Origin of the sequence: Streptomyces corchorusii (assembly GCF_001514055.1) — a bacterium.
Lineage (GTDB): Bacteria > Actinomycetota > Actinomycetes > Streptomycetales > Streptomycetaceae > Streptomyces > Streptomyces olivaceoviridis.
This window is the reverse complement of record NZ_KQ948357.1, coordinates 523,550-544,580: the sequence shown is the minus strand read 5'-3', so window position 1 is coordinate 544,580 and position 21,031 is coordinate 523,550. Positions and strand designations below refer to the sequence as shown.

The following is a 21,031-nucleotide window of genomic DNA, read 5'->3' as shown; positions in this document are numbered from 1 at the left end:
GTCGTCCGTACGCACCCTCCGCGGGCCTGTGTCAGTGCGCTCCGGTGCCGGTCAGGGACCGCACCTCCAGTTCCGCGTACTTGTCCGGGTCCGGGGTCTCCTTCGACAGCAGGGTGCCCACGACGCCGAGCAGGAAGCCGACCGGGATGGAGATGAGCCCGGGGTTCTCCAGCGGGAACCAGTGGAAGTCGACGCCGGGGAACATCGAGGTCGGCTTGCCGGAGACCACCGGGGAGAACAGCACCAGGCCGACCGCGGTGACCAGGCCGCCGTAGATGGACCACAGGGCGCCCGTGGTGGTGAACCGCTTCCAGAACAGGCTGTAGAGGATGGTCGGCAGGTTGGCGGAGGCGGCGACCGCGAAGGCGAGGGCGACCAGGCCGGCCACGTTCAGGTCGCGGGCCAGGGCGCCGAGCACGATGGAGACCGCGCCGATGCCGACGGTCGCCCAGCGGGCCGCGCCGATCTCCTGCTTCTCGGTGGCCTGGCCCTTCTTGATGACGTTCGCGTAGATGTCGTGCGCGAACGAGGACGACGAGGCCAGGGTCAGGCCGGCGACGACCGCGAGGATCGTGGCGAAGGCGACGGCGGAGATGGTGGCGAGCAGGACGGCTCCCCAGTTGGAGTCGACGCCGCCCAGGTGCAGGGCCAGGAGCGGTGCCGCCGTGTTGCCCGCCTTGTTGGAGGCGATGATCTCGTCCGGTTTGATCAGTGCGGCGGCGCCGAAGCCGAGGGCGAGGGTCATCAGGTAGAAGGCGCCGATCAGGCCGATCGCCCAGATGACGGACTTGCGGGCGGCCTTGGCGGTGGGGACCGTGTAGAAGCGGATCAGGATGTGCGGCAGGCCGGCGGTGCCCAGGACCAGGGCGATGCCGAGCGAGAGGAAGTCCAGCTTGGTGGTGCCGGTGGCGCCGTACTTCAGGCCGGGTTCCAGGAAGGCGCTGCCCTTGCCGCTGTTGTCGGCGGCCCTGCCGAGCAGGTCGGAGATGTTGAAGTCGAACTTCAGCAGGACGAGGAAGGTCAGCAGCAGGGCGCCGATGATCAGCAGGACCGCCTTGACCATCTGGACCCAGGTGGTGCCCTTCATGCCGCCGATGGTGACGTACACGATCATCAGCACGCCGACCAGGGCGACGATGCCGATCTTGCCGCCGTCGCTGGTGATGCCCAGCAGGAGCGAGACGAGGACGCCGGCGCCGGCCATCTGGGCCAGCAGGTAGAAGATCGACACGACGATCGTGGAGGTGCCGGCGGCCGTGCGGACGGGGCGCTGGCGCATCCGGTAGGCCAGCACGTCGCCCATGGTGTAGCGGCCGGAGTTGCGCAGCGGCTCGGCGACCAGGAGCAGGGCGACGAGCCAGGCGACGAGGAAGCCGATGGAGTACAGGAAGCCGTCGTAGCCGAACAGGGCGATGGCGCCGGCGATGCCGAGGAAGGACGCGGCGGACATGTAGTCGCCGGAGACGGCGAGTCCGTTCTGGAAGCCGGTGAACTGCCGTCCGCCGGCGTAGAAGTCGGCGGCGTCCTTGGTCTGCCGGCCGGCCCAGACGGTGATGACGAGGGTCGCGGCGACGAACACCGCGAACAGGGTGATGATCAGCGTCCGGTGCTCGCTCGCCTCGCCGGCGGCGAGCAGGGTGTGCGACGCCCGGCCGGTGGCCGACAGGGTGTGCTGTGCGGGGCTCATGCTCCGCCCTCCATCCGGGACTTGATCGCCTCGGCCTTCGGGTCGAGCTTGGCCGCGGCGTGCCGCGCGTACCACCAGGCGATGAGGAACGTGGTGAGGAACTGGGCGAGGCCCAGGACGAGGGCCACGTTGACGGTGCCGACGACCTTGGTGCCCATGAAGTCGCCCGCGTAGTTGGACAGCAGGACGTACAGCAGGTACCAGGCGATGAAGGCGATGGTCAGCGGGAAGGCGAAGGAGCGGTGGGCGTGGCGCAGCTCACCGAACTCCGCGCTCTGCTGCACCGCGGTGAACTCCTCGGTGGAGGGAAGGGAAGCTGGGTGTTTCGCGGGTGGCGGTGTCTCGGTGGCCACGGGCTCTCCTCGCGTGACGGACATGCGCTGTCTGGCTTCACAGAACCGGGCATACGTTACCGGTAGTCGCGGGGCGACTCCGGTGGGTGATCCCGGCGCGGGGGGCGCCGGTTTCGACGGGCCCCCGTCCACGGTCACGGCGCCCCGCGCGGGCCGGTTCAAGTCCGCCGTGCTCTTTCGGAGATCGGGCGCGGCAGATAGCTTCGGCCTGCACCACCCGCCATGCACCTGCCCGAACACGACCGTGTCCGGGCGGTCTCGTATCCGGATGATGTGGAGATCCCATGGCTCATCTGCGCTCCAGACGCCGGCTCGCGCTCGCCGTGCCCGTCGTGCTGTCGCTGACCGCCTCGCTCGGCTTCCTGCCGTCGGCGGCCTCGGCGGCACCCGCCGCGGACACGGTGGCGCGGGCGGCGGACGGCCCGAATCTCGCCTACGTGGTCAACACCCGGACGGACGACCGCACGATCGCGTCCGTCCGGCGGGAGATCACGCGCAACGGCGGCACGGTGGTGGCCGGTTACGACCGGATCGGCGTCATCGTCGTCCACTCCGCGAACCCGGACTTCGCCGCGCGGATGCGGGCGGTGCGCGGGGTCGACTCCGCGGGCGCCACCCGGACCGCGCCGCTGAGCGCGGCCGGGACGACGGACGAGGGCGCGGCGCAGGTGCTGTCCCGGGCGGAGCAGGCGCGGCTCGCGGCGGGCGCGACGGCGGGCGAGGAGCCGCTGGAGGCGGACCAGTGGGACCTGCGGGCGATCGGCGCCGACCGCGCCGCGAAGGTGAATCCGGGCAGCCGGAACGTCACGGTCGGGGTCATCGACACGGGCGTGGACGACACGCACCCGGACATAGCCCCGAACTTCTCCGCGTCCCAGTCGGCGAGCTGTGTGAGCGGCAAGGCGGACACGACGTACGGCGCGTGGCGGCCGGCGGACGCCGACCACTACCACGGCACCCATGTGGCCGGTGAGATAGCCGCCGCCCGCAACGGCATCGGCGTGGCCGGTGTGGCGCCGGGCGTGAAGGTCGCGAGCATCACGGTGGCGCAGCCGGACGAGACGTCGCTGTTCTACCCGGAGAGCGTGGTCTGCGCGTTCGTGTTCGCCGCGGACCACGGCATCGAGATAACCAACAACAGCTACTACGTTGATCCATGGCTGTACAACTGCATGGACGACCCCGATCAACGTGCCATCGTTGACGCGGTCAACAGGGCCCAGCTCTACGCCCAGCGCAAGGGCACGCTCAACGTCGCCTCCGCGGGCAACTCCAACGACGACCTGGACGCCGACGCCCTCGTGGACGACTCCAGCCCCGACGACTCCACGGCCCAGACCCGCACGATCGACCCGCACGAGTGCTTCGACGTGCCGACCCAGCTGCCCGGTGTGGTGACCGTGAGCGCGGTGGGCGTGAAGGGCACCAAGTCGTACTACTCCAGCTACGGCCGGGGCGTGGTCGACGTGGCGGGGCCGGGCGGCGACAAGTACCAGATCCCGGACACGCCGTCGAAGAACGGCCGCGTCCTGTCCACCCTGCCGAACAACCAGTACGGCTTCCTCCAGGGCACCTCCATGGCCTCCCCGCACGTGGCCGCGGTGGCCGCGCTGCTCAAGTCGGCCCACCCGCACGCCACTCCGGCGCAGTTGCAGGCGCTGCTGAAGGCCCAGGCCGACAATCCGGGCTGCCCGGCCGGACCGTACGACGGTGACGGCGACGGGGTCGTGGACGCGACCTGCGCCGGTGGCAAGCGGGTCAACGGTTTCTACGGCTTCGGTGTCGTCGACGCGCTGCGCGCGGTCGAGTAGCCGGAGGGCAGCCCGCACGCCGCCATCGTCCCACGGCGCCTCACCCGCACTTCCGCACGACGCGCTCGTACCGCGAACGAACTGGAGAGAACACCCATGACAGCGCCCACGTCGCGCTACCGCCGCGCCCTCGCCCTCCCCGCCGGGATGGCCCTGGCCACGGCCCTCGCGTTCCTGCCCGGCGTCAACGCCTCCGCCGCCACCGCCACCCCGGCGGCCTCCGCCGACGGACCCACGCTCAGCTATGTCGTCAACGTCCGCCCGGGACACGCCGTGTCGGCGCGTGTCCAGCAGGCGATCGCCGAGGCCGGAGGCTCGGTGGTGGTCGCGTACGACCGGATCGGCGTGATCGTCGCCCACTCGGCGAACCCCGGCTTCGCCCAGCGGATCCGCTCCGTGCGCGGAGTCGACTCGGCCGGCGCCACGCGCAACGCGCCGCTGCCCGCCCAGTCCACCACCGACCTGGGCACGCCCCGGACCCTGAGCGCCGGGGAAGCCGCCCAGGTGACGGCGGCCGACGGCCAGGACCCGCTGGAACCGCTCCAGTGGGACCTGCCCGCCATCAAGGCCGACAAGGCGCACGAGAAGACGCTGGGCAGCCGGGACGTCACGGTCGCCGTCATCGACACGGGCGTCGACGACACCCACCCGGACATCGCGCCCAACTTCGACCGCGCCGCGTCCGCCAACTGCGTGTCGGGCAAGCCGGACACGACGGACGGCGCCTGGCGGCCGAGCGCGTCGGAGAGCCCGCACGGCACCCATGTGGCGGGTGAGATCGCCGCAGCGAAGAACGGCGTGGGCGTCACCGGTGTGGCACCGGGGGTCAAGGTCGCCGGCATCAAGGTCGCCAACCCGGACGGCTACTTCTACACGGAGGCCGTGGTCTGCGGCTTCGTCTGGGCGGCCGAGCACCACGTCGACGTGACCAACAACAGCTACTACACGGACCCGTGGTACTTCAACTGCACCACCGACCCGGACCAGAAGGCGCTCGTGGACGCCGTCACCCGGGCCTCGCGGTACGCGGAGCGCAAGGGCGCGGTCAACGTCGCGGCGGCGGGCAACGAGAGCTACGACCTCGCGTCCGACTCGATCACCGACCCGGTCTCCCCGAACGACGGCACGCCCTCGGACCGGGTGATCGACCCGCACGAGTGCTACGACATACCGACCCAGCTGCCGGGTGTCGTGACGGTGGCGGCGACGGGTGCCAAGGGCCTGAAGTCGTCCTTCTCCAACTACGGCCTCGGCGTCATCGACATCGCCGCGCCCGGCGGCGACTCGACGGCCTACCAGAAGCCCGAGCCGCCGGCGACCAGCGGCCTCATCCTGGGTCCGCTGCCGGGCGGCAAGTGGGGCTACATGGCCGGTACGTCCATGGCGACCCCGCACGTCGCCGGTGTTGCCGCATTGATCAAGTCAACCCATCCGCACGCCTCCGCGGCCCTGGTGAAGGCGCTGCTGTACGCCGAGGCCAACGCCACGCCGTGCACGGACCCGTACGACATCAACGGTGACGGCAAGGTGGACGCGGTGTGCGAGGGGTCGAAGAACCGCAACGGCTTCTACGGATGGGGCACGGCGGACGCGCTGGCCGCGGTGACCCGGTAGGCCGTCCTGGCGGACCACGCGTCGGCACCCTCCTATATTGATTGAGTCAATACTGCATAGTGCAGTCATGACTTCTATCGCGTACGCGTGGTCCGCCCTGGGCGGCGATCCCGCCCGTCTCGCACGGCTCACCACCGTCGCGCGGGAAGGCGCGCTCCCGGCGCGCCTTCCCGTACGGCGGCTCGCCCGGGCGTGCGTCGGCGCCTGCGCGCTGGCCGCCGCGGAACTGGCGGCCCACCGGGCCGGGCTCGCCGAGGTGCCCGGCGTCCGGGTCGACGACGGCGCCGTCGCCACCGCCTTCCACAGCGAGCGGGTCCTCCGGGTGGACGGCCGTGCGCCGATGCTCTTCGCACCGCTGTCGCGGTTCTGGCGCACGGCCGACGGCTGGGTGCGCACCCACGCCAACTACCCGCACCACCGGGCCCGGCTGCTCGGCGCGCTGGGCCTGCCGGCGGACGCCTCGGCCGAGGAGGTCGCCGACCGGCTCGCCGGGCGTTCCGCCCTGGAGGCCGAGGAAGCCGTCCACGGCGCCGGTGGCCTCGCCGTGGCCCTGCGCACCCCGCAGGAGTGGCGGGCGCACCCGCAGGCCGCCGAGGTGGCCGCACGGCCGCTGGTCGAGCGCGCCCGGCTGGATTCGGCACCCGCGCGCGTGCTGCCGCCCCTGGACCCGGCCGCCGCCGTCCTGCTGCCCGCCGCCGGGCTGCGCGTCCTGGACCTGACCCGGGTGCTGGCGGGCCCGGTCGCCACCCGCACCCTGGCCCTGCTCGGCGCGGACGTGCTGCGCGTGGACGCCCCCTGGCTGCCGGAACTGGCGGACCAGCACGCCGACACGGGGTTCGGCAAGCGGTCCGCCACGCTCGACCTGACCGCCGGCCGGGAGACCTTCGAGGAGTTGCTGCGCACCGCCGACGTCGTGGTGACCGGGTACCGGCCGGGCGCGCTCGACCGGTTCGGACTCGCACCGCGCGCGCTGGCCGAGCGGCGCCCCGGCCTCGTCGTGGCCCAGGTGTCGGCATGGGGCGGGTACGGGCCGTGGGGCGGACGGCGCGGCTTCGACAGCCTGGTGCAGGTCGCCACCGGCATCGCGGCAACCGAGGGCTCGGCGGAGCGGCCCGGCGCGCTGCCCGCGCAGGCGCTGGACCACGGCACCGGCTATCTGCTGGCGGCGGCCGTACTGCGCGCGCTGACCGAGCAGTCGTACGACGGCGGGAGCCGGCTGGTCCGGCTGGCGCTGGCCCGGACCGCCCACTGGCTGACCGACGGCACCCTGTCCACGGCGGCCGAGGGGGCGCCGTACGCCGGCCCCGACGCCTGGCTGGCCGAGACGGACAGCCCCCTGGGCCGCCTCCGGCACGCCCGCCCGGCCGTGTCCTTCACCGGCGGCCCCGCCGCCTGGGCGCGGCCCCCGGTGCCGTGGGGGTCGGACCCGGCGGAGTGGCGGTGACGGGTTGATCCAGCCGTTGACGGTGTCGATGGCTCACGGACGTTGACGGAGCCGGTCCAGCCTTGATCCCGCGCTGGTTCAGCCGTTGGTCACCAGCACCTTGAGCGCGGTGCGTTCGTCCATGGCCTTGTAGCCGGCGGGTACGTCCTCGATGCCGACGGTCATGTCGAACACCGGCGAGGGGTCGATCGTGCCGTCGAGCACGTCCGGCAGCAGGTCGGGGATGTAGGCGCGGACCGGCGCGACACCGCCGCGCAGCGCGATGTTCCGGTCGAACATCACGCCGAGGTCCAGGCCGGTGCCGCTGCCGTGGGGCACGCCGACGAAGCCGATGGCGCCGCCGTCGCGGGTGATGCCGACGGCCGTCCGCATCGACTGCTCGGTGCCGACCGCCTCCACGACCGCGTGGGCGCCCTGCCCGCGCGTGAGCGCACGGACGGCCTCGACGGCCGCGTCCCCGCGCTCGGCGACGACGTCGGTGGCGCCGAACCGGCGCGCGAGGTCGGTGCGCGCCTCGTGCCGGCCGAGCGCGATGATCCGCTCGGCGCCGAGCCGCTTGGCGGCCAGGACGGCGCACAGGCCGACCGCGCCGTCACCGACGACGGCGACCGTGGCGCCGGGCCGGACACCCGCGCCGAGGGCGGCGTGGTGGCCGGTGCCGAGGACGTCGGAGAGGGTCAGCAGGGCCGACAGCAGGTGGTCGTCGGAGGCCGCGTCCTTGGGGAGCCGGACGAGGGTGCCGTCGGCGAACGGCACGCGGACGGCCTCGCCCTGGCCGCCGTCGTAGCCGACGGAACCCCAGAAGCCGCCGTGCTCGCAGGACGTCGTCAGGCCCTCGCGGCAGTAGTCGCAGACGCCGTCGGACCACATGAAGGGGGCGACCACCAGGTCACCGCGCCGCACGGTGCTCACCTCGGAGCCGGTCTCCTCCACGACGCCGAGGAACTCGTGCCCGATGCGCTGCCCCGGCTGCCGGGCCGCCTCGCCCCGGTAGGCCCACAGGTCGCTGCCGCAGATGCAGGCCCGCAGCACCCGCACCACGGCGTCGGTGGGCAACTGCACCACGGGTTCGGGCACCTCCTCCACACGCAGTTCGAACGGGGCGTGGATGGTGGTGGCGCGCATGGCGGGGATCCTTCTCGTGCGGGGTCGTTCCGGCCCTGCGGACTCGCGCGGGGTGGTGCGGAGTCCCACAAGGTCGTGCGGGGTCGTGCGGAGTCGCACAGGGTCGTGCGAGTCGCACAGGGTCGTGCGGTCGTCGGGGCCCGGGGTGCCGGGCCCACTTCACCGTACGCCGGGGCCGCAGCCGTCCGCGCGGCCAGGGGTGCCCCGCCCGGTCACACCCCCACCGCCCCCAGCAGGCTCCCCGCCGCGTACGTCACCGCCATCGCCAGGGCACCGCCCGCCACGTTGCGCAGGACCGCGCGTTTCGGGGCCGCCGCGCCGAGGCGGGCGCTGCTGAAGCCCGTGAGGGTCAGGGCGGCCAGGACCGAGAGGACGGTGACGGCGAGCCGCCAGTCGGCCGGGGGCAGGACGATGGCCAGCAGGGGCAGCAGCGCGCCCACGGTGAACGCCAGGAAGCTCGCCCAGGCCGCGTGCCAGGGGTTGGTCAGCTCGTCCGGGTCGATGCCCAGCTCCACGCGCGCGTGGGCCCTCAGCGCGTCCCGCGCGGTGAGCTGTTCGGCGGCCTCGCGGGCCACCTCGCGGGACAGGCCGCGCTGTTCCAGCAGCTCGGTCAGCTCCCGCAGTTCGGCCTCCGGCTGCTCGCGCAGTTCCCGTTTCTCCACGGCCAGCGCGGCCATCTCGGAGTCGCGCTGGGTGGAGACGGAGACGTACTCGCCGGCCGCCATGGACATCGAGCCGGCGAGCAGGCCGGCCAGTCCGGCGGTGAGCAGGGCGCTGCGGCTCCCGGTGGCGCCGGCCACGCCGACGACCAGTCCCGCGGTGGACACGATGCCGTCGTTCGCGCCGAGCACGGCCGCCCGGAGCCAGTTCAGCCGGGCACCGAGCGCGCCGCCGTGGGGCTCGTCATGGGTGGGTTCCGTCACAGCAGGGAGGATCGCATCCCGGGGTCACGCCCGCCGCACCGACGCCCCGCGCGCGGGCGGCGGGCCGCTCGCGCCGGCCGCCGGGACCCGCCGGTGCCGCACGGAAATCCGCTGGCGCCCGAACTGCCGTACGCCTACTGTTCCTGATCGCGGGGGCGGCTCCGCCGGCGTGCTTCCTTCTCCCACCTCTGGAATCCACAGCGCGCCCACTCTCCGCCCCCGCCCCACCTTCCTTTCCGCACCGGGGGATTCCGCTTGTCCGAACCGGCGTCCGTACTGCTCCGCCGTCTCCGCACCGTCTACGTCGACCAGGCCGGACCGCGCCCGGGCGACCCGTCGACGGCGGAGGGGCTCATCGCCCTGGAGGGCGAGCTGCTCGACCGGGGCTTCGCGCCGACGGCACGGCTGCGCGCGGCCCTCGCCTGGCTCGGCCCCGCCGGGCTCGCGGACGCCGGCCGGCAGCTGATCCGGCACCTCGACGCCGAACTGGGCGCGGACCGCACCCATATGCCGCTGTTCCGCTCCTTCCCCGCCTCCGTGCCCGACGACACGTTCGGGCTGTACGTCGACCGGGTCTTCGCGCTGCTCCTCCAGTGGCCCGCCCAACCGTGCGTGCTGTGCGGCACGGTGGGCGGTGTGCACCCGGTGGCGCCGTGCGCGCACCTGGTGTGCCGCGCGTGCTGGGACGGCGCCGACTACACCGGCTGCCCGCTGTGCCACCGCCGGATCGACCCCGCCGACCCGTTCCTGGTGCCGGGCGAGCCGCGCCGCCCGCGGGAGGTGCCGCCCGGCCCGCTGAAGCTGCTCGCGCTCGGCACGGACGTCCGCGGGGACACGGTCCGCGCGCTGCGCACGCTGCTGGCCCGGCGCACTCCCCTGCCGTCGCAGGACCGCGCCGACCTCACGGTGCTGCTGGCGCACGCGCCGGCGGACCTCGGCTGGTTCCCGGCGGACATCCCGGTCCGGGAGACGAAGGCGCTAGTGCTCGGCACCCTGCTGCGCGACCGGCACACGCGCGCGGCGGCCACCGACCTGCTCGGCACGCACCTGACGACCGCCACGGACGTGCTGCGGCTGCTGTGCGTGTGGTCCGGCGGCGCGGCGGACCTCATGGCGCCGCCCCGGCTGCGCTCCCTGCCCCGCGCGCTGCGCCGCCGGCTGCTAGGTCTGCTCGACTCCTTCGCCGTGCCCTCGCTGGTGGAGGACGTCCTGCGGCACCCGGCCGCCTGGAAGCGGGCCGCCGAGACCCTGCACCCCTTCGAGCACCACGCCCGCCACCCCGGGGCCGCCCTCGCCTTCGCCGTGCTGCGCGGCACGCCGGTCACGGACGGCGGCGCCCTGGGCGAGGCCCTGCTGCGCACGGCCGCCGACCACCCGGAGGCCGTCCGGGTCGCGGACGGCCGGATCCGGGCGGCCACCTGGCGCGCGCGTGCGGAAGGGGCGCTGGCCGGGCGCGACACCGGCGCCGCGCTCGTCCTCCTGGAACAGCGGCCGGGCGAACTGCTGCGCCGACTGGACCATCTGCTGCGGCTGCGCGAACTCGACGTACTGCCCGAGGAGTTCGCCGAGGTGCTACGGCGGGCGCTGCCCGGGGCCGGTCCCGGCCCGCTGCTGGCCGCGCTGGGCCGGCTGCGCGTCCGCCATCTCCCCGGCGACCGCCGGGTGTTCTTCCCGCGCGGGCAGGTCACGCACGCGTACACGGCCGACGACACGCGCCCGCCGCTCGCCGAGGCGGTCACCACGCGCGTGTGCGCGCTGCTGGAGGCGGAGGCGCTGCGCCGCCTGGCCGGCGGGTCCCGGTTCGACCTGGCGGTGCTGGACTCGGCGCTCGCGGGGCTCGCGGTGCCCTCCGCCGAGCGTGCCGCCGCCAAGGCCCTGGTGTCGGTGCCGCGCGGCAGCACCCAGCCCCTGCCCGCCGGTGAGGTGCTGCGCCTGTTCCTGCACTGGACGGAACCCGACAGGACCCGGGTGGACCTGGACCTGTCGGTGGCGCTGTACGACGAGGACTGGGAGTTCGCCGGTCTGTGCGACTACACGAACCTCGTGTACGGCGACCGGTGGGCCGTCCACTCCGGCGACCTGACGTCGGCTCCGGCTCCGGACGGCGCCACCGAGTACGTCGACCTGGACCTCGGCGCGCTCGGCGGGCGGGGCGTGCGGTACGCGGTGCCGGTCGTCTTCAGCTACAACGACATCCCGTTCGAGGAACTGCCCGACGCCTTCGCCGGTTTCATGGCACTGCCGTCGGCGGCGGAGGGGGCGCGCGGCGCCGGGTACCACCCGCGCGCGGTGCGGCAGCGCTACGACCTGGAGGGCGACTCGCGCATCCACGTGCCGATGCTGGTCGACCTGCGCCGGCGCACGTTCCTGTGGACGGACCTGCATCTGCCGTCGGCCGAGGGGTATCACGACGTGGCCCGGCACCGCGGGGACCTGGGCCGGGTCGGCCGGGACCTGTACCGGTACTTCGCGCACGGCCGTACGACGCTGTGGGACCTCGCGGTGTGGCACGCGGCGGCGCGCGGCGACGAGGTGCTGGTCGTCCGGCGCGCGCCCGCCGCAAACACCGCCGACGAGCTGTGGCACTACCGGCGCCGGGACGGGGAGGCGGACACCGCGTTCGCCGCGCGGATACGGGCGCTTGAGGCGCCGGAGCGGCGGGAGCCGGCGGGCAGCGCCGCGGAGGCCGACGCCCGTGCGGGTGAAGCGGCGGCGAAGAAGCGCGTGTTGCTGGCCCTGGTGCACGGCGGGGTGGCACCGGAGGGCGCGACCGGGGAGGTGTACCGGCTGCTGCCCGGCCCGGCCGACGGCTGCGGGCTCGCGCCGCTGACGGCGGGGGACCTGGTGGCGGCGCTGGGGTGAGCGTCACAGCGGCGCCGAACTCGCCGTCCCCTGGGCGCGGGTGCGCGGTGGCCGGGCAGGAGGGCGAGCCCGGGTGGGCGTGAACGGGACCTGAGGGACCGCGCTGTCAGTCGTGGCCCGTATCCTCAGTGACCATGCTCGAAGACCGTGCGACCGCAGTGTCCTCCCCCACCCAGTGGCCGGCCGCGTATCCGCAGGGATACGCGGTCGTTGACGTGGAGACCACCGGCCTGGCCCGGGACGACCGGATCATCTCCGCTGCCGTCTACCGGCTGGACGCGCGCGGTGAGGTGGAGGACCACTGGTACACGCTGGTCAACCCGGAGCGGGACCCGGGCCCGGTGTGGATACACGGTCTGACGAGCGAGACGCTGGCCGGCGCGCCCCTGTTCGCGGACATCGCCGAGGAGTTCGCCGCCCGGCTGGAGGGCCGGGTGCTCGTCGCGCACAACGCCGTCTTCGACTGGCAGATGATCGCGCGGGAGTACGCGCGCGTGCGGCGCGAGGCGCCGGTGCGGCAGCGGCTGTGCACCATCGCGCTGTCGAAGGAGCTGGCGCTGCCGCTGCCCAACCACAAGCTGGAGTCGCTGGCGGCGCACTTCGGGGTCGTGCAGCAGCGGGCGCACCACGCGCTGGACGACGCGCGCGTGCTGGCGGAGGCGTTCCGGCCCAGCCTGCGGGCCGCGGCGGCGGGCGGCGTACGGCTGCCGCTGCTGGAGTGCCGGCCGCTGACGGAGTGGTCGGACCGGCCCGTGCCCCGGCAGGCGTCGGGTGGCTACGGCGGCTACCGGGCCGGCGGTTGGCGCCCGTCCCGCAAAAGGCCCGCATGCCCCTATCCCAACCCAGGGCGCTACGAAGACGGCAAACGCCTCAAACAGGGCATGCGGGTGGCCTTCTCCGGCGACACCTCGACCGAGCGCGAGCTGCTGGAGGACCGGGCCGTGGAGGCCGGGCTGCACGTCGCCACCAGCATCTCCCGGCTGACCAGCCTGCTGGTGACCAACGACCCCGACTCGGGCACGTCGAAGACGGTGAAGGCCCGCCAGTACGGCACGCCGATCGTGGACGAGGCCGCGTTCGGGCAGCTGCTGGGGGATGTCGAGCCCGCCGACGAGTGAACGCGCCGCGTGTCGAGCCGTCGTACGATCGGGTGATTCCCCACGACTCACCCGGCGCCCGCTCGCCGGGGGATCGGCGACGGCTCACCCTGTGGCGCATGGCGACATGCGAAGTGTGCGGCAACGACTACGGAATGACCTTCGAGGTGCACGCGCAGGGCGCGGTGCACGTCTTCGACTGCTTCTCCTGTGCGATCCACCGCATGGCCCCGATCTGCGAGCACTGCCGGGTGCAGATCATCGGCCAGGGCGTGGAGGTGGAGGGCCACTGGTACTGCGGCGCCCACTGCGCCCGCCAGGAGGGGAGGGCCGGAATCGTCGACCGGGTCTGACCCGGTACCCGCCCGAATGCGCCCCACGGCCCGGAGGTACCGTCGTGGGGTGCACCGCTACCGCTTCCTGTTGTCCCGCCAGTGGGTGATCCTCACCCTCGTCGCGATCGCGCTGATCCCGACGATGATAAAGCTGGGCTTCTGGCAGCAGCACCGCTACGAGCAGCGCACCGCCCGCAACAACCTGGTCTCCGCCGCGCTGCACGCCGAGCCGGTCCCGGTCGAGCGGCTGACCTCCCCCGGGCACGCCGTGACCCGCGCCGACAAGTACCGCACGGTCACCGCGACCGGCACCTTCGACACCGCGAAGGAGGTCGTGGTCCGGCGCCGGACGAACTCCGACGGCGAGGTCGGCTTCCACGTCCTCACCCCGTTCGTCCTCGACGACGGCAAGGTGCTGCTCGTCAACCGCGGCTGGATCCCGGCGAACGGCGCGCAGACCGCCTTCCCGAAGATCCCCGCCCCGCCGGCCGGCCGGACCACCGTCACCGGGCGGCTGATGGCCGACGAGACGACCTCGGCGAGCGGCATCAAGAACGTCGAAGGCCTCCCCGACCGGCAGATCATGCTGATCAACAGCGCGGAGGAGGCCCGGCGGCTCGGCGCGCGGGTGCTCGGCGGCTACATCCAGCAGACGGCGCCCGAGCCCAAGGGCGGCTCCCCGGAGCAGATCTCCGACCCGGGCAGCGAGGACGCCCCGCTGAACTACGCGTACATGATCCAGTGGTGGTTGTTCGCGGCAGGCGTGCCGGTCGGCTGGTGGTTCCTGGTCCGGCGGGAGATCCGCGACCGGGAGGAGGCCGCGGCCCAGCAGCAGCCGCAGGAGAGCGAACCGGCCACGGTGTGAGCGGGCCGCGCCTGCGGGCAGCCGCCACCTTGTGAGCGAGCCGCGCCTCCCCGCAGACCGCACCATGTGAGCGAGCCGCGCCTCCCCGCAGACCGCACCGTGTGAGCGGGCCGCGCCTCCCCGCTGGCCGGGCGCGGTGTCCTTCGTACCCCACCGGCTTCGGCGCGCAGACGTCACTCCCCCGGCGCACCACCTGATTGGCCCCCTGATCCCCAGGGAAGCCGCATCCCGTGAACGCGCGCATCGAGGACTACGCCCTCATCGGCGACGAGCAGACCGCGGCCCTGATCGGCAAGGACGGCTCGATCGACTGGCTGTGCCTGCCGCGCTTCGACTCCGGTTCCTGCTTCGCCCGGCTGCTGGGCGACGAGGACCACGGCTACTGGCGGATCGCGCCGAAGGGCGCGGACGTCTGCACCCGCCGCGCCTACCGGGCCGACACCCTGGTGCTCGACACCGAGTGGGAGACCGCCGACGGGGTGGTGCGCGTCACCGACCTGATGCCGCAACGCGACCGCGCCCCCGACGTCGTACGGATCGTGGAGGGCGTCAGCGGCCGGGTCACCGTCCGCAGCACACTGCGCCTGCGCTTCGACTACGGCTCGGTCATGCCGTGGGTGCGCCGCTCGGACGGCCACCGGGTGGCCGTCGCCGGGCCGGACTCCGTCTGGCTGCGCGCCGAGCCGGCCGTGCGCACCTGGGGCGAGGACTACGGCACCCACGCGGAGTTCACCCTCGCGGAGGGCGAGCGGGTCGCGTTCGTACTGACCTGGCACCCCTCGCACGAGAAACGCCCGCCGCTCATCGACCCGTACGAGGCGCTGGAGAGCAGCGTCACCGACTGGCGGCGCTGGGCCCGCCGGTGCCGGTACGACGGCCCGTACCGGGACGCGGTCGTCCGCTCCCTCATCACCCTCAAGGCGCTCACCTACGCCCCGACCGGCGGGATCGTCGCCGCGGCGACCACCTCCCTGCCCGAACAGCCGGGCGGCGTGCGCAACTGGGACTACCGGTACTGCTGGCTGCGCGACTCCACCCTCACGCTCGGCGCGCTGCTCTCGGCCGGCTTCCAGGACGAGGCCGAGGCCTGGCGCGACTGGCTGCTGCGCGCGGTCGCCGGCAACCCGGCCGACCTCCAGATCATGTACGGCGTCGCGGGCGAGCGGCGGCTGCGGGAGATCGAGCTGCCCTGGCTGCCCGGCTTCGCCGGCTCCTCCCCCGTACGCATCGGCAACGGCGCCGTCGACCAGCTCCAGCTGGACGTGTACGGCGAGGTGATGGACTCGCTGTCGCTGGCCCGCTCCTCGGGCCTGCCCACGAAGCCGCACATGTGGGCCATGCAACGCTCGCTGATGACGTTCCTGGAGTCGGCGTGGCGGCAGCCGGACGAGGGCCTGTGGGAGGTGCGCGGCGGCCGGCGCCAGTTCGTGCACTCCAAGGTGATGGTGTGGGTGGCCGCCGACCGGGCCGTGAAGACCCTGGAGCGGCACCGGAAGCTGGAGGGCGACCTGGAGGGCTGGCGGCGGCTGCGCGACGAGGTGCACCGCGAGGTCTGCGAACAGGGCTTCGACCGGGAGCGCAACACGTTCACCCAGTACTACGGTTCCCGGGAGCTCGACGCCTCCCTGCTGCTCATCCCGCGCGTCGGGTTCCTGCCGCCGGACGACCCGCGGGTGGTCGGCACGGTCGACGCGATCCGCGACGACCTCGGCCACGACGGCTTCCTGCGCCGTTACGACACCGAGGACTCGGTGATCGACGGCCTGCCGAGCGGCGAGGGCGCCTTCCTGGCCTGCTCGTTCTGGCTGGCGGACGCGCTGCACCTGACCGGCCGGACGAAGGACGCCCGGGAGCTGTTCGACCGGCTGGTGGGCCTGTGCAACGACGTGGGACTGCTGGCCGAGGAGTACGACCCCGTGGACGGCCGCCAGCTGGGCAACTTCCCGCAGGCGTTCAGCCACGTCGGCCTGGTGAACACCGCGCTGATCCTCTACGGGGACGACCGGGCAGGATAGGGACCATGGATCTTGGACTGAAGGACCGGGTGTACGTCGTCACCGGAGCGACGCGCGGGCTGGGCAACGCCACCGCGCGGGAGCTCGTCGCCGACGGGGCGAAGGTGGTCGTCACCGGCCGGGACGAGCAGCGGGTCGCCGAAGCGGCCACCGAACTGGGCCCGAACGCGGTGGGCGTGGCCGTGGACAACGCCGACGCGCAGGCTCCCGAGCGGCTGATCGCCGCCGCCCGGGAGAACTTCGGCGGCTTCCACGGCGTGCTGGTGAGCGTGGGCGGGCCGCCGCCGGGGTTCGTCGCCGACAACACCGACGAGCAGTGGCGGGCCTCGTTCGAGTCGGTGTTCCTCGGCGCGGTACGGGTCGCCCGCGCGGCGGCGGCCGAGCTGGAGGAGGGCGGGGTCATCGGGTTCGTGCTGTCGGGCTCGGTGTACGAGCCGATCCCGGGGCTGACCGTGTCGAACGGGCTGCGGCCCGGACTCGCCGGCTTCGCCAAGTCGATCGCCGACGAGCTGGGGCCGCGCGGGATCCGCGTGGTCGGCCTGCTGCCGGGGCGCATCGCCACCGACCGCATGCGGGAGCTGGACGGCCTGTCCGCCGACCCGGAGGCCACCCGGGCCGCGAACGAGTCCCGCATTCCCCTGCGCAGGTACGGGACGCCCGAGGAGTTCGGACGGACGGCGGCGTTCCTGCTGTCCCCGGCGGCCTCCTACGTGACGGGGGTCATGGTGCCGGTGGACGGCGGGACGCGGCACGGATTCTAGGAACCGCGGCCGTCACGTCACCCTCTCCGCGCGGTGTCTGACCTCGTCCAGCCGGACCTCCGCCGGGAGCGACGCCAGGCCCGCCGACTCGCGCGCGTGGGCCAGCGCTTCGGTGGTGAACGTGGTCAGGACCCCGGCCGGGGCCGCGTCCGCTTCCAGCCGGAGCCAGGCCCGCACCACCGGAGCCGTACGGCGGCCCCGCAGGAGGACGCGCGCCCGGGCCACGCCCGCCTGGGCCGCCGCTTCGGCTGCCAGGGCGTCCTGGAAGGCCGCGCCGCGCAGGTGCGCGGCCCCGCCGTCGCCGGTGTCGATCAGCAGCTCGGTCAGCCGGCGGCGGCGCAGCGTCGCCGTCAGCCAGGCCAGGGCGAGCAGGACGAGGACGGTCAGGGCGGCGATGACCGCCGGCCACCACCAGGGGGCGTTCCGCCAGTGGGTGCGTTCGGCCCTGCTGAGCAGGACGTCGTGCGGACCGGTGTGCGGCCACCAGGAGGGAGGCCGCACACCCAGCCCGACGGCCAGGACCGCGCCGCCGAGCGCGAGCAGCAGCAGACCGGTGAGGGCCAGCAGGACGCGGTGGAGACCGCCGCGCATCGCGCTCACCCCTTCCGTCCGGGCCGGGCCACGCGCACGGCCGCCCTGGGCGGGCGCGCCAGACCGAGGTCCCGGACCGCCTCGGCGAGCGCGGTGTCCAGGTCGGCGCGTACGTCGTCCGGGTCCCGGAAGTGCGAGGCCACCCGGACGTCGGCCTTCCGGCGGCCCATCCGCACCCGTGCCGCGCGTACGCCGGACACCTCCATGACCCGGTCGCGCAGGAACAGCGCCGCCGCTCCGCGCCGGATCGCGGCCCGGACGTCGGGGTGCGGGCGCCGCATCGGCAGCAGGTCGCGCAGGCCGGGGGTGACCGCGAGGACGATCAGCCACAGGCCGAGCGCGGCGGCGACGCCCGCGCCGACCCGTACCCAGAGGTCGTCGAGGGGCCGTTCGGCGAGCTGCCGGGCGAGGGCGCGGCGCCAGCGCATCGCGGGGCGGTGGGCGCGCACGGCGGCGATGTCGTACAGCAGGATTCCGGCACCGGCCGCCAGCAGGGCGGCGACGAGGGCGGCGGGGACGCGGCGTGGCGACCAGAACCGGCCGCTGCCCTTCCCGGCGGGCGGTGCGGCGCCGGGCGGCTCGGCGACGTCCGGGGTGCCGCGCGTCCCGCTCATCGGTCCGTCCCCCGACGCGTCGTACTCCTCGGCCGGTCCCTGACCCGTCGTGCTCATCGGTCCGTCCCCTGACCCGTCGTCGGGTGCAGTCGTTCCACCTCGACGGCGACCTCCGGCACCCGCATGTCCGTCAACGCGCCCACGCGCGCGGTCACATGGCGGCGTACGGCGGCGCAGCGGGCGCCGATGTCACCGGGGTAGCCGAGTTCGACACGGACACGGATCCGGGCCGTCTGCTGGGCCACGACGACCGTGGCGTGCGGCGCGACGACGGGACCGGGCAGCGGCGCGAGGGCCTCGCGGGCGGCCTGCGCGGCGATCTTGGCCACGACCCGGTCGGCGATCCGGGTGGCGCCGCGCTCGGCCGGCGGCACGCGGGGCGGCGCCGGGGACGGTGTGCCGGTGCCGGGTGTGCCGGTCCCGGCGATCACCGGGGTCACCGCCGCCGGTCCCGCCGCTCGTGGCGGGTGCGGAAGACGTCACCGAATTCCAGGTCGCCCTCGGCGAACCGGCCGGCGAGGAAGCCGACGGCGCCCAGCGCCGCGACCAGGAGGAAGGCGCCGAAGCCGCCGAAGTAGCCGGCGAACCCCAACGCCATTCCGGCGATCATGCCGACCACGGCCATGCTCATGCGGCGCTCCTCAGCTCGTCGGGCGTGCGGTCTTCGGTACCGGGTGTCACTGGATCCGGAGCTCCGTCTCCTCTTCCTCCTCCTCGGGCAGCTTGACGTCGCTGACCGCGATGTTGACCTCGACCACCTCCAGGCCGGTCATGCGTTCCACGGCGGCGATCACGTTCTCCCGCACCGCGCGGGCGACATCGGCGATCGCGACGCCGTAGTCCACGACGATCTCCAGGTCGAGCGCGGTCTGCACCTCGCCGACCTCGGCCTTGACGCCCCGGGTCACCGACTTGCCGCCGCCGGGCACCCGGTCCCGTACGGCGCCGAAGGTGCGGGCGAGGCCGCTGCCCATGGCGTGGACGCCGACCACGTCCCGGGCGGCGAGCCCGGCGATCTTCTCCACGACGCCGTCCGCGATGGTGGTGCGGCCCCGGGTCCCCGGGTCGCCGCCGCCGCGCCGGGTGGCCTTGCGGACCTGCGCCTGCGATTCGTGGCCGCCTTCAGGGGTGATAGTCGTGTCGGTCATCGCCGTACGTCCCTTTCGGTCTTCGCCCCGCCCGGTCGTCGTCCTCTGACCACGGTAAGCAAGGTTGCGCCGCCGCGCGCCGTGGATACGGCAGGCTGGTGGAATGACGGTGGACCGGTGGACACAGTTGGTACGGCATCAGGTGGGGCTGGGCAGGCTGTTGCCGCTCGGCGGCCCGCGCGACGGCGCGTGGATCACGGAGGAGGCGGCCGGGGCGGTGCTGCGGCGCGCGGCGGCGGACGGGGCGCCGGGGGTGCGCCTGGGCGCGCTGCGGATCGCGCTCGCCGATCCGCGGGACGTGCCGGAGCCCGTCGTGCCGGCGCCGCCGAGCGCACTGCCGCCGGGCCCGCTGCGCGTGACGGCGGACTTCGCCGCGACGGCCGTCGAACCGTTGCCGACGGCGGCGTCCCGGCTGCGGCTCGTCCTGGCGGGGGCCGCGACGGAACGGCTCGGCCTCGCGGTCACGGAGATCGATCTGCGGGCGACGGACCTGCTGGAGCCGGAGGTGCCGGAGCCGGACCAGCCGAAGCCGGACCTGCTGGAGCCGGGCCAGCCGGAGCCGGCCGCCCCGGCGGCCGGCGCACCGCAACCGTCACCCGCCCGCGAGCCGGTGGGCACGGACGGGACCGCCGTGACGGAGGCGGCCCTGGCCGTCCCCGGGGTGCTCCGGCTGACGGGGTCCCTGGGCGGGCCGGGCCGGGCGGTGCACATCGAGGAGCACGCCGGCGCGGTCGCCCTGCCACGCCGTCACATCCGCGTGGAACTGGCGACGGACGCGACCCACCGAGCCGTGGACGTGGCCCGGCAGGTCCGCGTGGCCGTACGGGACGCCCTGCCGGACCACCCGACGGTGGCGGTGCTGGTCACCGCAGTGGGCTGACCGGCTGCCGGCTCATTCGCCGAGGCCGGCCAGGTCCCGCAGCCGTCGAGCCTGGGCGGCCCGCTCGGCCGAGCGCTGCTCCTCGTACGTCCGGTCGAGGGCACCACGAAGCAACGCCTTGGTCTCCACCACCGCGTCCCGTGGCGCCGCCATGATCGCCGCCGCCAGGTCCCGCACGGCCCCGTCCAGTTCCCCGGCGGGCACGGCGAGACTCGCCAGCCCGCTCGACACCGCTTCCTCGGCGCCGACGAACCGCCCGGTCACGCAGATCTCCAGCGCGCGGGCGTACCCGACGAGGCCGACCAGCGGGTGGGTGCCGGTCAGATCGGGGACGAGGCCGAGGCTGGTCTCGCGCATGGCGAACTGCACGTCGTCGGCGACGACGCGGAGGTCGCAGCCGAGCGCGAGCTGGAAGCCGGCCCCGATGGCATGTCCCTGGACGGCGGCGATGGACACGATGTCGGTCCGCCGCCACCAGGTGAACGCCTCCTGGTATTCGGCGATGGTCGCGTCGATCCCGGCGTCGTCACGACGCGCGAGGTCGACGAAGGTCGGCTCGCCCGGAATCCCCTCCGGGGTGAACATCTGGCGGTCCAGCCCGGCGGAGAAGGACTTGCCCTCGCCACGCAGCACGACGACCCGGACGGAGCCCGGCAGCAGTCGCCCGGCCTCGGCAAGCGCCCGCCACAGGGCGGGGCTCTGCGCGTTGCGCTTGGCCGGGTTGGTCAGCGTCACCGTGGCGAGCGCGTCGTCGACGGTGAGCCGTACGCCGTCCTTGTCGAGTGCGGGAGCGAGGTCCTGCTCGGGCGAAGCCATGGGGCGCCTCCGATGGGTGCGGTCAGCAGAGCGAAGCTAAGTGACTGCACAGTAACCACCCGGCCGGTCGGTCCGCCGACCGGGTGGCCA

The 21,031-nt window shown here is 74.1% G+C and carries 20 protein-coding genes; 10 read left to right on the top strand and 10 right to left on the bottom strand.

Features of this window, described 5'->3' with window-relative positions:
- Positions 1 to 31: 31 nt before the first annotated feature.
- Positions 32 to 1,687, bottom strand: a complete 1,656-nt coding sequence (locus AQJ11_RS20955) for a solute symporter family protein (protein WP_059264010.1) — start codon at positions 1,685 to 1,687, stop codon at positions 32 to 34.
- Positions 1,684 to 2,040, bottom strand: coding sequence for a DUF485 domain-containing protein (locus AQJ11_RS20950; protein ID WP_059264009.1), 357 nt, complete (start codon positions 2,038 to 2,040; stop codon positions 1,684 to 1,686). The genes AQJ11_RS20955 and AQJ11_RS20950 overlap by 4 nt, the downstream gene beginning before the upstream one ends.
- A 284-nt stretch (positions 2,041 to 2,324) precedes the next feature.
- Between AQJ11_RS20950 and AQJ11_RS20945 the strand changes: the two genes are divergently transcribed.
- The 3 genes from AQJ11_RS20945 (at position 2,325) to AQJ11_RS20935 (ending at position 6,909) form a co-directional block, all read left to right on the top strand.
- Positions 2,325 to 3,851, top strand: a complete 1,527-nt coding sequence (locus AQJ11_RS20945; RefSeq protein ID WP_058080029.1) for a S8 family peptidase — start codon at positions 2,325 to 2,327, stop codon at positions 3,849 to 3,851.
- Between the two features lie 96 nt (positions 3,852 to 3,947).
- Positions 3,948 to 5,465, top strand: a complete 1,518-nt coding sequence (locus AQJ11_RS20940; RefSeq protein ID WP_059264008.1) for a S8 family peptidase — start codon at positions 3,948 to 3,950, stop codon at positions 5,463 to 5,465.
- A 67-nt stretch (positions 5,466 to 5,532) separates the two neighbouring features.
- The gene (locus AQJ11_RS20935) at positions 5,533 to 6,909 is read left to right on the top strand and encodes a CoA transferase (RefSeq protein WP_059264007.1); all 1,377 of its coding nucleotides are present in this window, start codon (positions 5,533 to 5,535) and stop codon (positions 6,907 to 6,909) included.
- Between the two features lie 78 nt (positions 6,910 to 6,987).
- On the opposite strand, the gene AQJ11_RS20930 is transcribed toward AQJ11_RS20935, so the two are convergent.
- Both AQJ11_RS20930 and AQJ11_RS20925 read right to left on the bottom strand, forming a co-directional pair.
- Complete coding sequence (locus tag AQJ11_RS20930) at positions 6,988 to 8,034, bottom strand: zinc-dependent alcohol dehydrogenase family protein (RefSeq protein WP_059264006.1); 1,047 nt, start codon at positions 8,032 to 8,034, stop codon at positions 6,988 to 6,990.
- A gap of 212 nt (positions 8,035 to 8,246) precedes the next feature.
- Entirely contained in the window at positions 8,247 to 8,957 is a 711-nt protein-coding gene (locus tag AQJ11_RS20925) for a VIT1/CCC1 transporter family protein (protein ID WP_014671889.1), read from the bottom strand.
- Between the two features lie 255 nt (positions 8,958 to 9,212).
- On the opposite strand from AQJ11_RS20925, the gene AQJ11_RS20920 reads away from it, so the two are divergent.
- From AQJ11_RS20920 to AQJ11_RS20895, 6 genes are all read left to right on the top strand, one after another.
- Entirely contained in the window at positions 9,213 to 11,819 is a 2,607-nt protein-coding gene (locus AQJ11_RS20920) for an MXAN_6230/SCO0854 family RING domain-containing protein (protein ID WP_059264005.1), read from the top strand.
- 134 nt (positions 11,820 to 11,953) lie between these two features.
- The gene (locus tag AQJ11_RS20915; protein ID WP_041665911.1) at positions 11,954 to 12,937 is read left to right on the top strand and encodes a DEDDh family exonuclease; all 984 of its coding nucleotides are present in this window, start codon (positions 11,954 to 11,956) and stop codon (positions 12,935 to 12,937) included.
- A 98-nt stretch (positions 12,938 to 13,035) separates the two neighbouring features.
- Positions 13,036 to 13,269 (top strand): hypothetical protein, encoded by a 234-nt coding sequence (locus AQJ11_RS20910; RefSeq protein WP_078611718.1) that lies wholly within the window; start codon positions 13,036 to 13,038, stop codon positions 13,267 to 13,269.
- Between the two features lie 49 nt (positions 13,270 to 13,318).
- On the top strand, positions 13,319 to 14,116 hold the full coding sequence (locus tag AQJ11_RS20905) for an SURF1 family cytochrome oxidase biogenesis protein (protein ID WP_014671893.1): 798 nt from the start codon (positions 13,319 to 13,321) through the stop codon (positions 14,114 to 14,116).
- A gap of 230 nt (positions 14,117 to 14,346) precedes the next feature.
- Positions 14,347 to 16,131: a glycoside hydrolase family 15 protein gene (locus AQJ11_RS20900; RefSeq protein ID WP_059264004.1), complete on the top strand. Its 1,785-nt coding sequence runs from the start codon at positions 14,347 to 14,349 to the stop codon at positions 16,129 to 16,131.
- A 5-nt stretch (positions 16,132 to 16,136) separates the two neighbouring features.
- A complete protein-coding gene (locus tag AQJ11_RS20895; protein ID WP_014671895.1) occupies positions 16,137 to 16,892 on the top strand; it encodes an SDR family oxidoreductase in 756 nt (251 codons plus the stop codon).
- 12 nt (positions 16,893 to 16,904) lie between these two features.
- Here the strand turns inward: AQJ11_RS20895 and amaP are convergent, their stop codons facing one another.
- Genes amaP through AQJ11_RS20870 form a run of 5 tightly spaced genes read right to left on the bottom strand, consistent with a single transcriptional unit; the run spans position 16,905 to position 19,245 of the window.
- A complete protein-coding gene (amaP, locus tag AQJ11_RS20890) occupies positions 16,905 to 17,483 on the bottom strand; it encodes an alkaline shock response membrane anchor protein AmaP (protein WP_059264003.1) in 579 nt (192 codons plus the stop codon).
- Positions 17,484 to 17,488: 5 nt separating this feature from the next.
- Positions 17,489 to 18,154, bottom strand: a complete 666-nt coding sequence (locus AQJ11_RS20885; RefSeq protein ID WP_014671897.1) for a DUF6286 domain-containing protein — start codon at positions 18,152 to 18,154, stop codon at positions 17,489 to 17,491.
- Complete coding sequence (locus tag AQJ11_RS20880; protein ID WP_014671898.1) at positions 18,151 to 18,537, bottom strand: hypothetical protein; 387 nt, start codon at positions 18,535 to 18,537, stop codon at positions 18,151 to 18,153. The genes AQJ11_RS20885 and AQJ11_RS20880 overlap by 4 nt, the downstream gene beginning before the upstream one ends.
- The gene (locus AQJ11_RS20875) at positions 18,534 to 18,728 is read right to left on the bottom strand and encodes a hypothetical protein (RefSeq protein WP_059264002.1); all 195 of its coding nucleotides are present in this window, start codon (positions 18,726 to 18,728) and stop codon (positions 18,534 to 18,536) included. Before AQJ11_RS20875 ends, AQJ11_RS20880 begins: the two co-directional genes overlap by 4 nt.
- A 46-nt stretch (positions 18,729 to 18,774) precedes the next feature.
- The gene (locus AQJ11_RS20870) at positions 18,775 to 19,245 is read right to left on the bottom strand and encodes an Asp23/Gls24 family envelope stress response protein (RefSeq protein WP_059264001.1); all 471 of its coding nucleotides are present in this window, start codon (positions 19,243 to 19,245) and stop codon (positions 18,775 to 18,777) included.
- Between the two features lie 103 nt (positions 19,246 to 19,348).
- On the opposite strand from AQJ11_RS20870, the gene AQJ11_RS20865 reads away from it, so the two are divergent.
- Positions 19,349 to 20,125 (top strand): nucleopolyhedrovirus P10 family protein, encoded by a 777-nt coding sequence (locus AQJ11_RS20865; RefSeq protein ID WP_208616575.1) that lies wholly within the window; start codon positions 19,349 to 19,351, stop codon positions 20,123 to 20,125.
- A 12-nt stretch (positions 20,126 to 20,137) separates the two neighbouring features.
- On the opposite strand, the gene AQJ11_RS20860 is transcribed toward AQJ11_RS20865, so the two are convergent.
- Complete coding sequence (locus AQJ11_RS20860; protein WP_014671902.1) at positions 20,138 to 20,941, bottom strand: enoyl-CoA hydratase/isomerase family protein; 804 nt, start codon at positions 20,939 to 20,941, stop codon at positions 20,138 to 20,140.
- Between the last annotated feature and the right edge of the window lie 90 nt (positions 20,942 to 21,031).

Excerpts from the sequence above, each read along its gene's own strand:
- AQJ11_RS20955 (WP_059264010.1), bottom strand. The coding sequence starts at position 1,687 with ATGAGCCCCGCACAGCACACCCTGTCGGCCACCGGCCGGGCGTCGCAC.
- AQJ11_RS20945 (WP_058080029.1), top strand. The coding sequence starts at position 2,325 with ATGGCTCATCTGCGCTCCAGACGCCGGCTCGCGCTCGCCGTGCCCGTC.
- AQJ11_RS20940 (WP_059264008.1), top strand. The coding sequence starts at position 3,948 with ATGACAGCGCCCACGTCGCGCTACCGCCGCGCCCTCGCCCTCCCCGCC.
- AQJ11_RS20935 (WP_059264007.1), top strand. The coding sequence starts at position 5,533 with ATGACTTCTATCGCGTACGCGTGGTCCGCCCTGGGCGGCGATCCCGCC.
- AQJ11_RS20930 (WP_059264006.1), bottom strand. The coding sequence starts at position 8,034 with ATGCGCGCCACCACCATCCACGCCCCGTTCGAACTGCGTGTGGAGGAG.
- AQJ11_RS20915 (WP_041665911.1), top strand. The coding sequence starts at position 11,954 with ATGCTCGAAGACCGTGCGACCGCAGTGTCCTCCCCCACCCAGTGGCCG.
- AQJ11_RS20910 (WP_078611718.1), top strand. The coding sequence starts at position 13,036 with ATGGCGACATGCGAAGTGTGCGGCAACGACTACGGAATGACCTTCGAG.
- AQJ11_RS20895 (WP_014671895.1), top strand. The coding sequence starts at position 16,137 with ATGGATCTTGGACTGAAGGACCGGGTGTACGTCGTCACCGGAGCGACG.
- amaP (WP_059264003.1), bottom strand. The coding sequence starts at position 17,483 with ATGCGCGGCGGTCTCCACCGCGTCCTGCTGGCCCTCACCGGTCTGCTG.
- AQJ11_RS20885 (WP_014671897.1), bottom strand. The coding sequence starts at position 18,154 with ATGAGCACGACGGGTCAGGGACCGGCCGAGGAGTACGACGCGTCGGGG.
- AQJ11_RS20875 (WP_059264002.1), bottom strand. The coding sequence starts at position 18,728 with ATGAGCATGGCCGTGGTCGGCATGATCGCCGGAATGGCGTTGGGGTTC.
- AQJ11_RS20870 (WP_059264001.1), bottom strand. The coding sequence starts at position 19,245 with ATGACCGACACGACTATCACCCCTGAAGGCGGCCACGAATCGCAGGCG.
- AQJ11_RS20865 (WP_208616575.1), top strand. The coding sequence starts at position 19,349 with ATGACGGTGGACCGGTGGACACAGTTGGTACGGCATCAGGTGGGGCTG.
- AQJ11_RS20860 (WP_014671902.1), bottom strand. The coding sequence starts at position 20,941 with ATGGCTTCGCCCGAGCAGGACCTCGCTCCCGCACTCGACAAGGACGGC.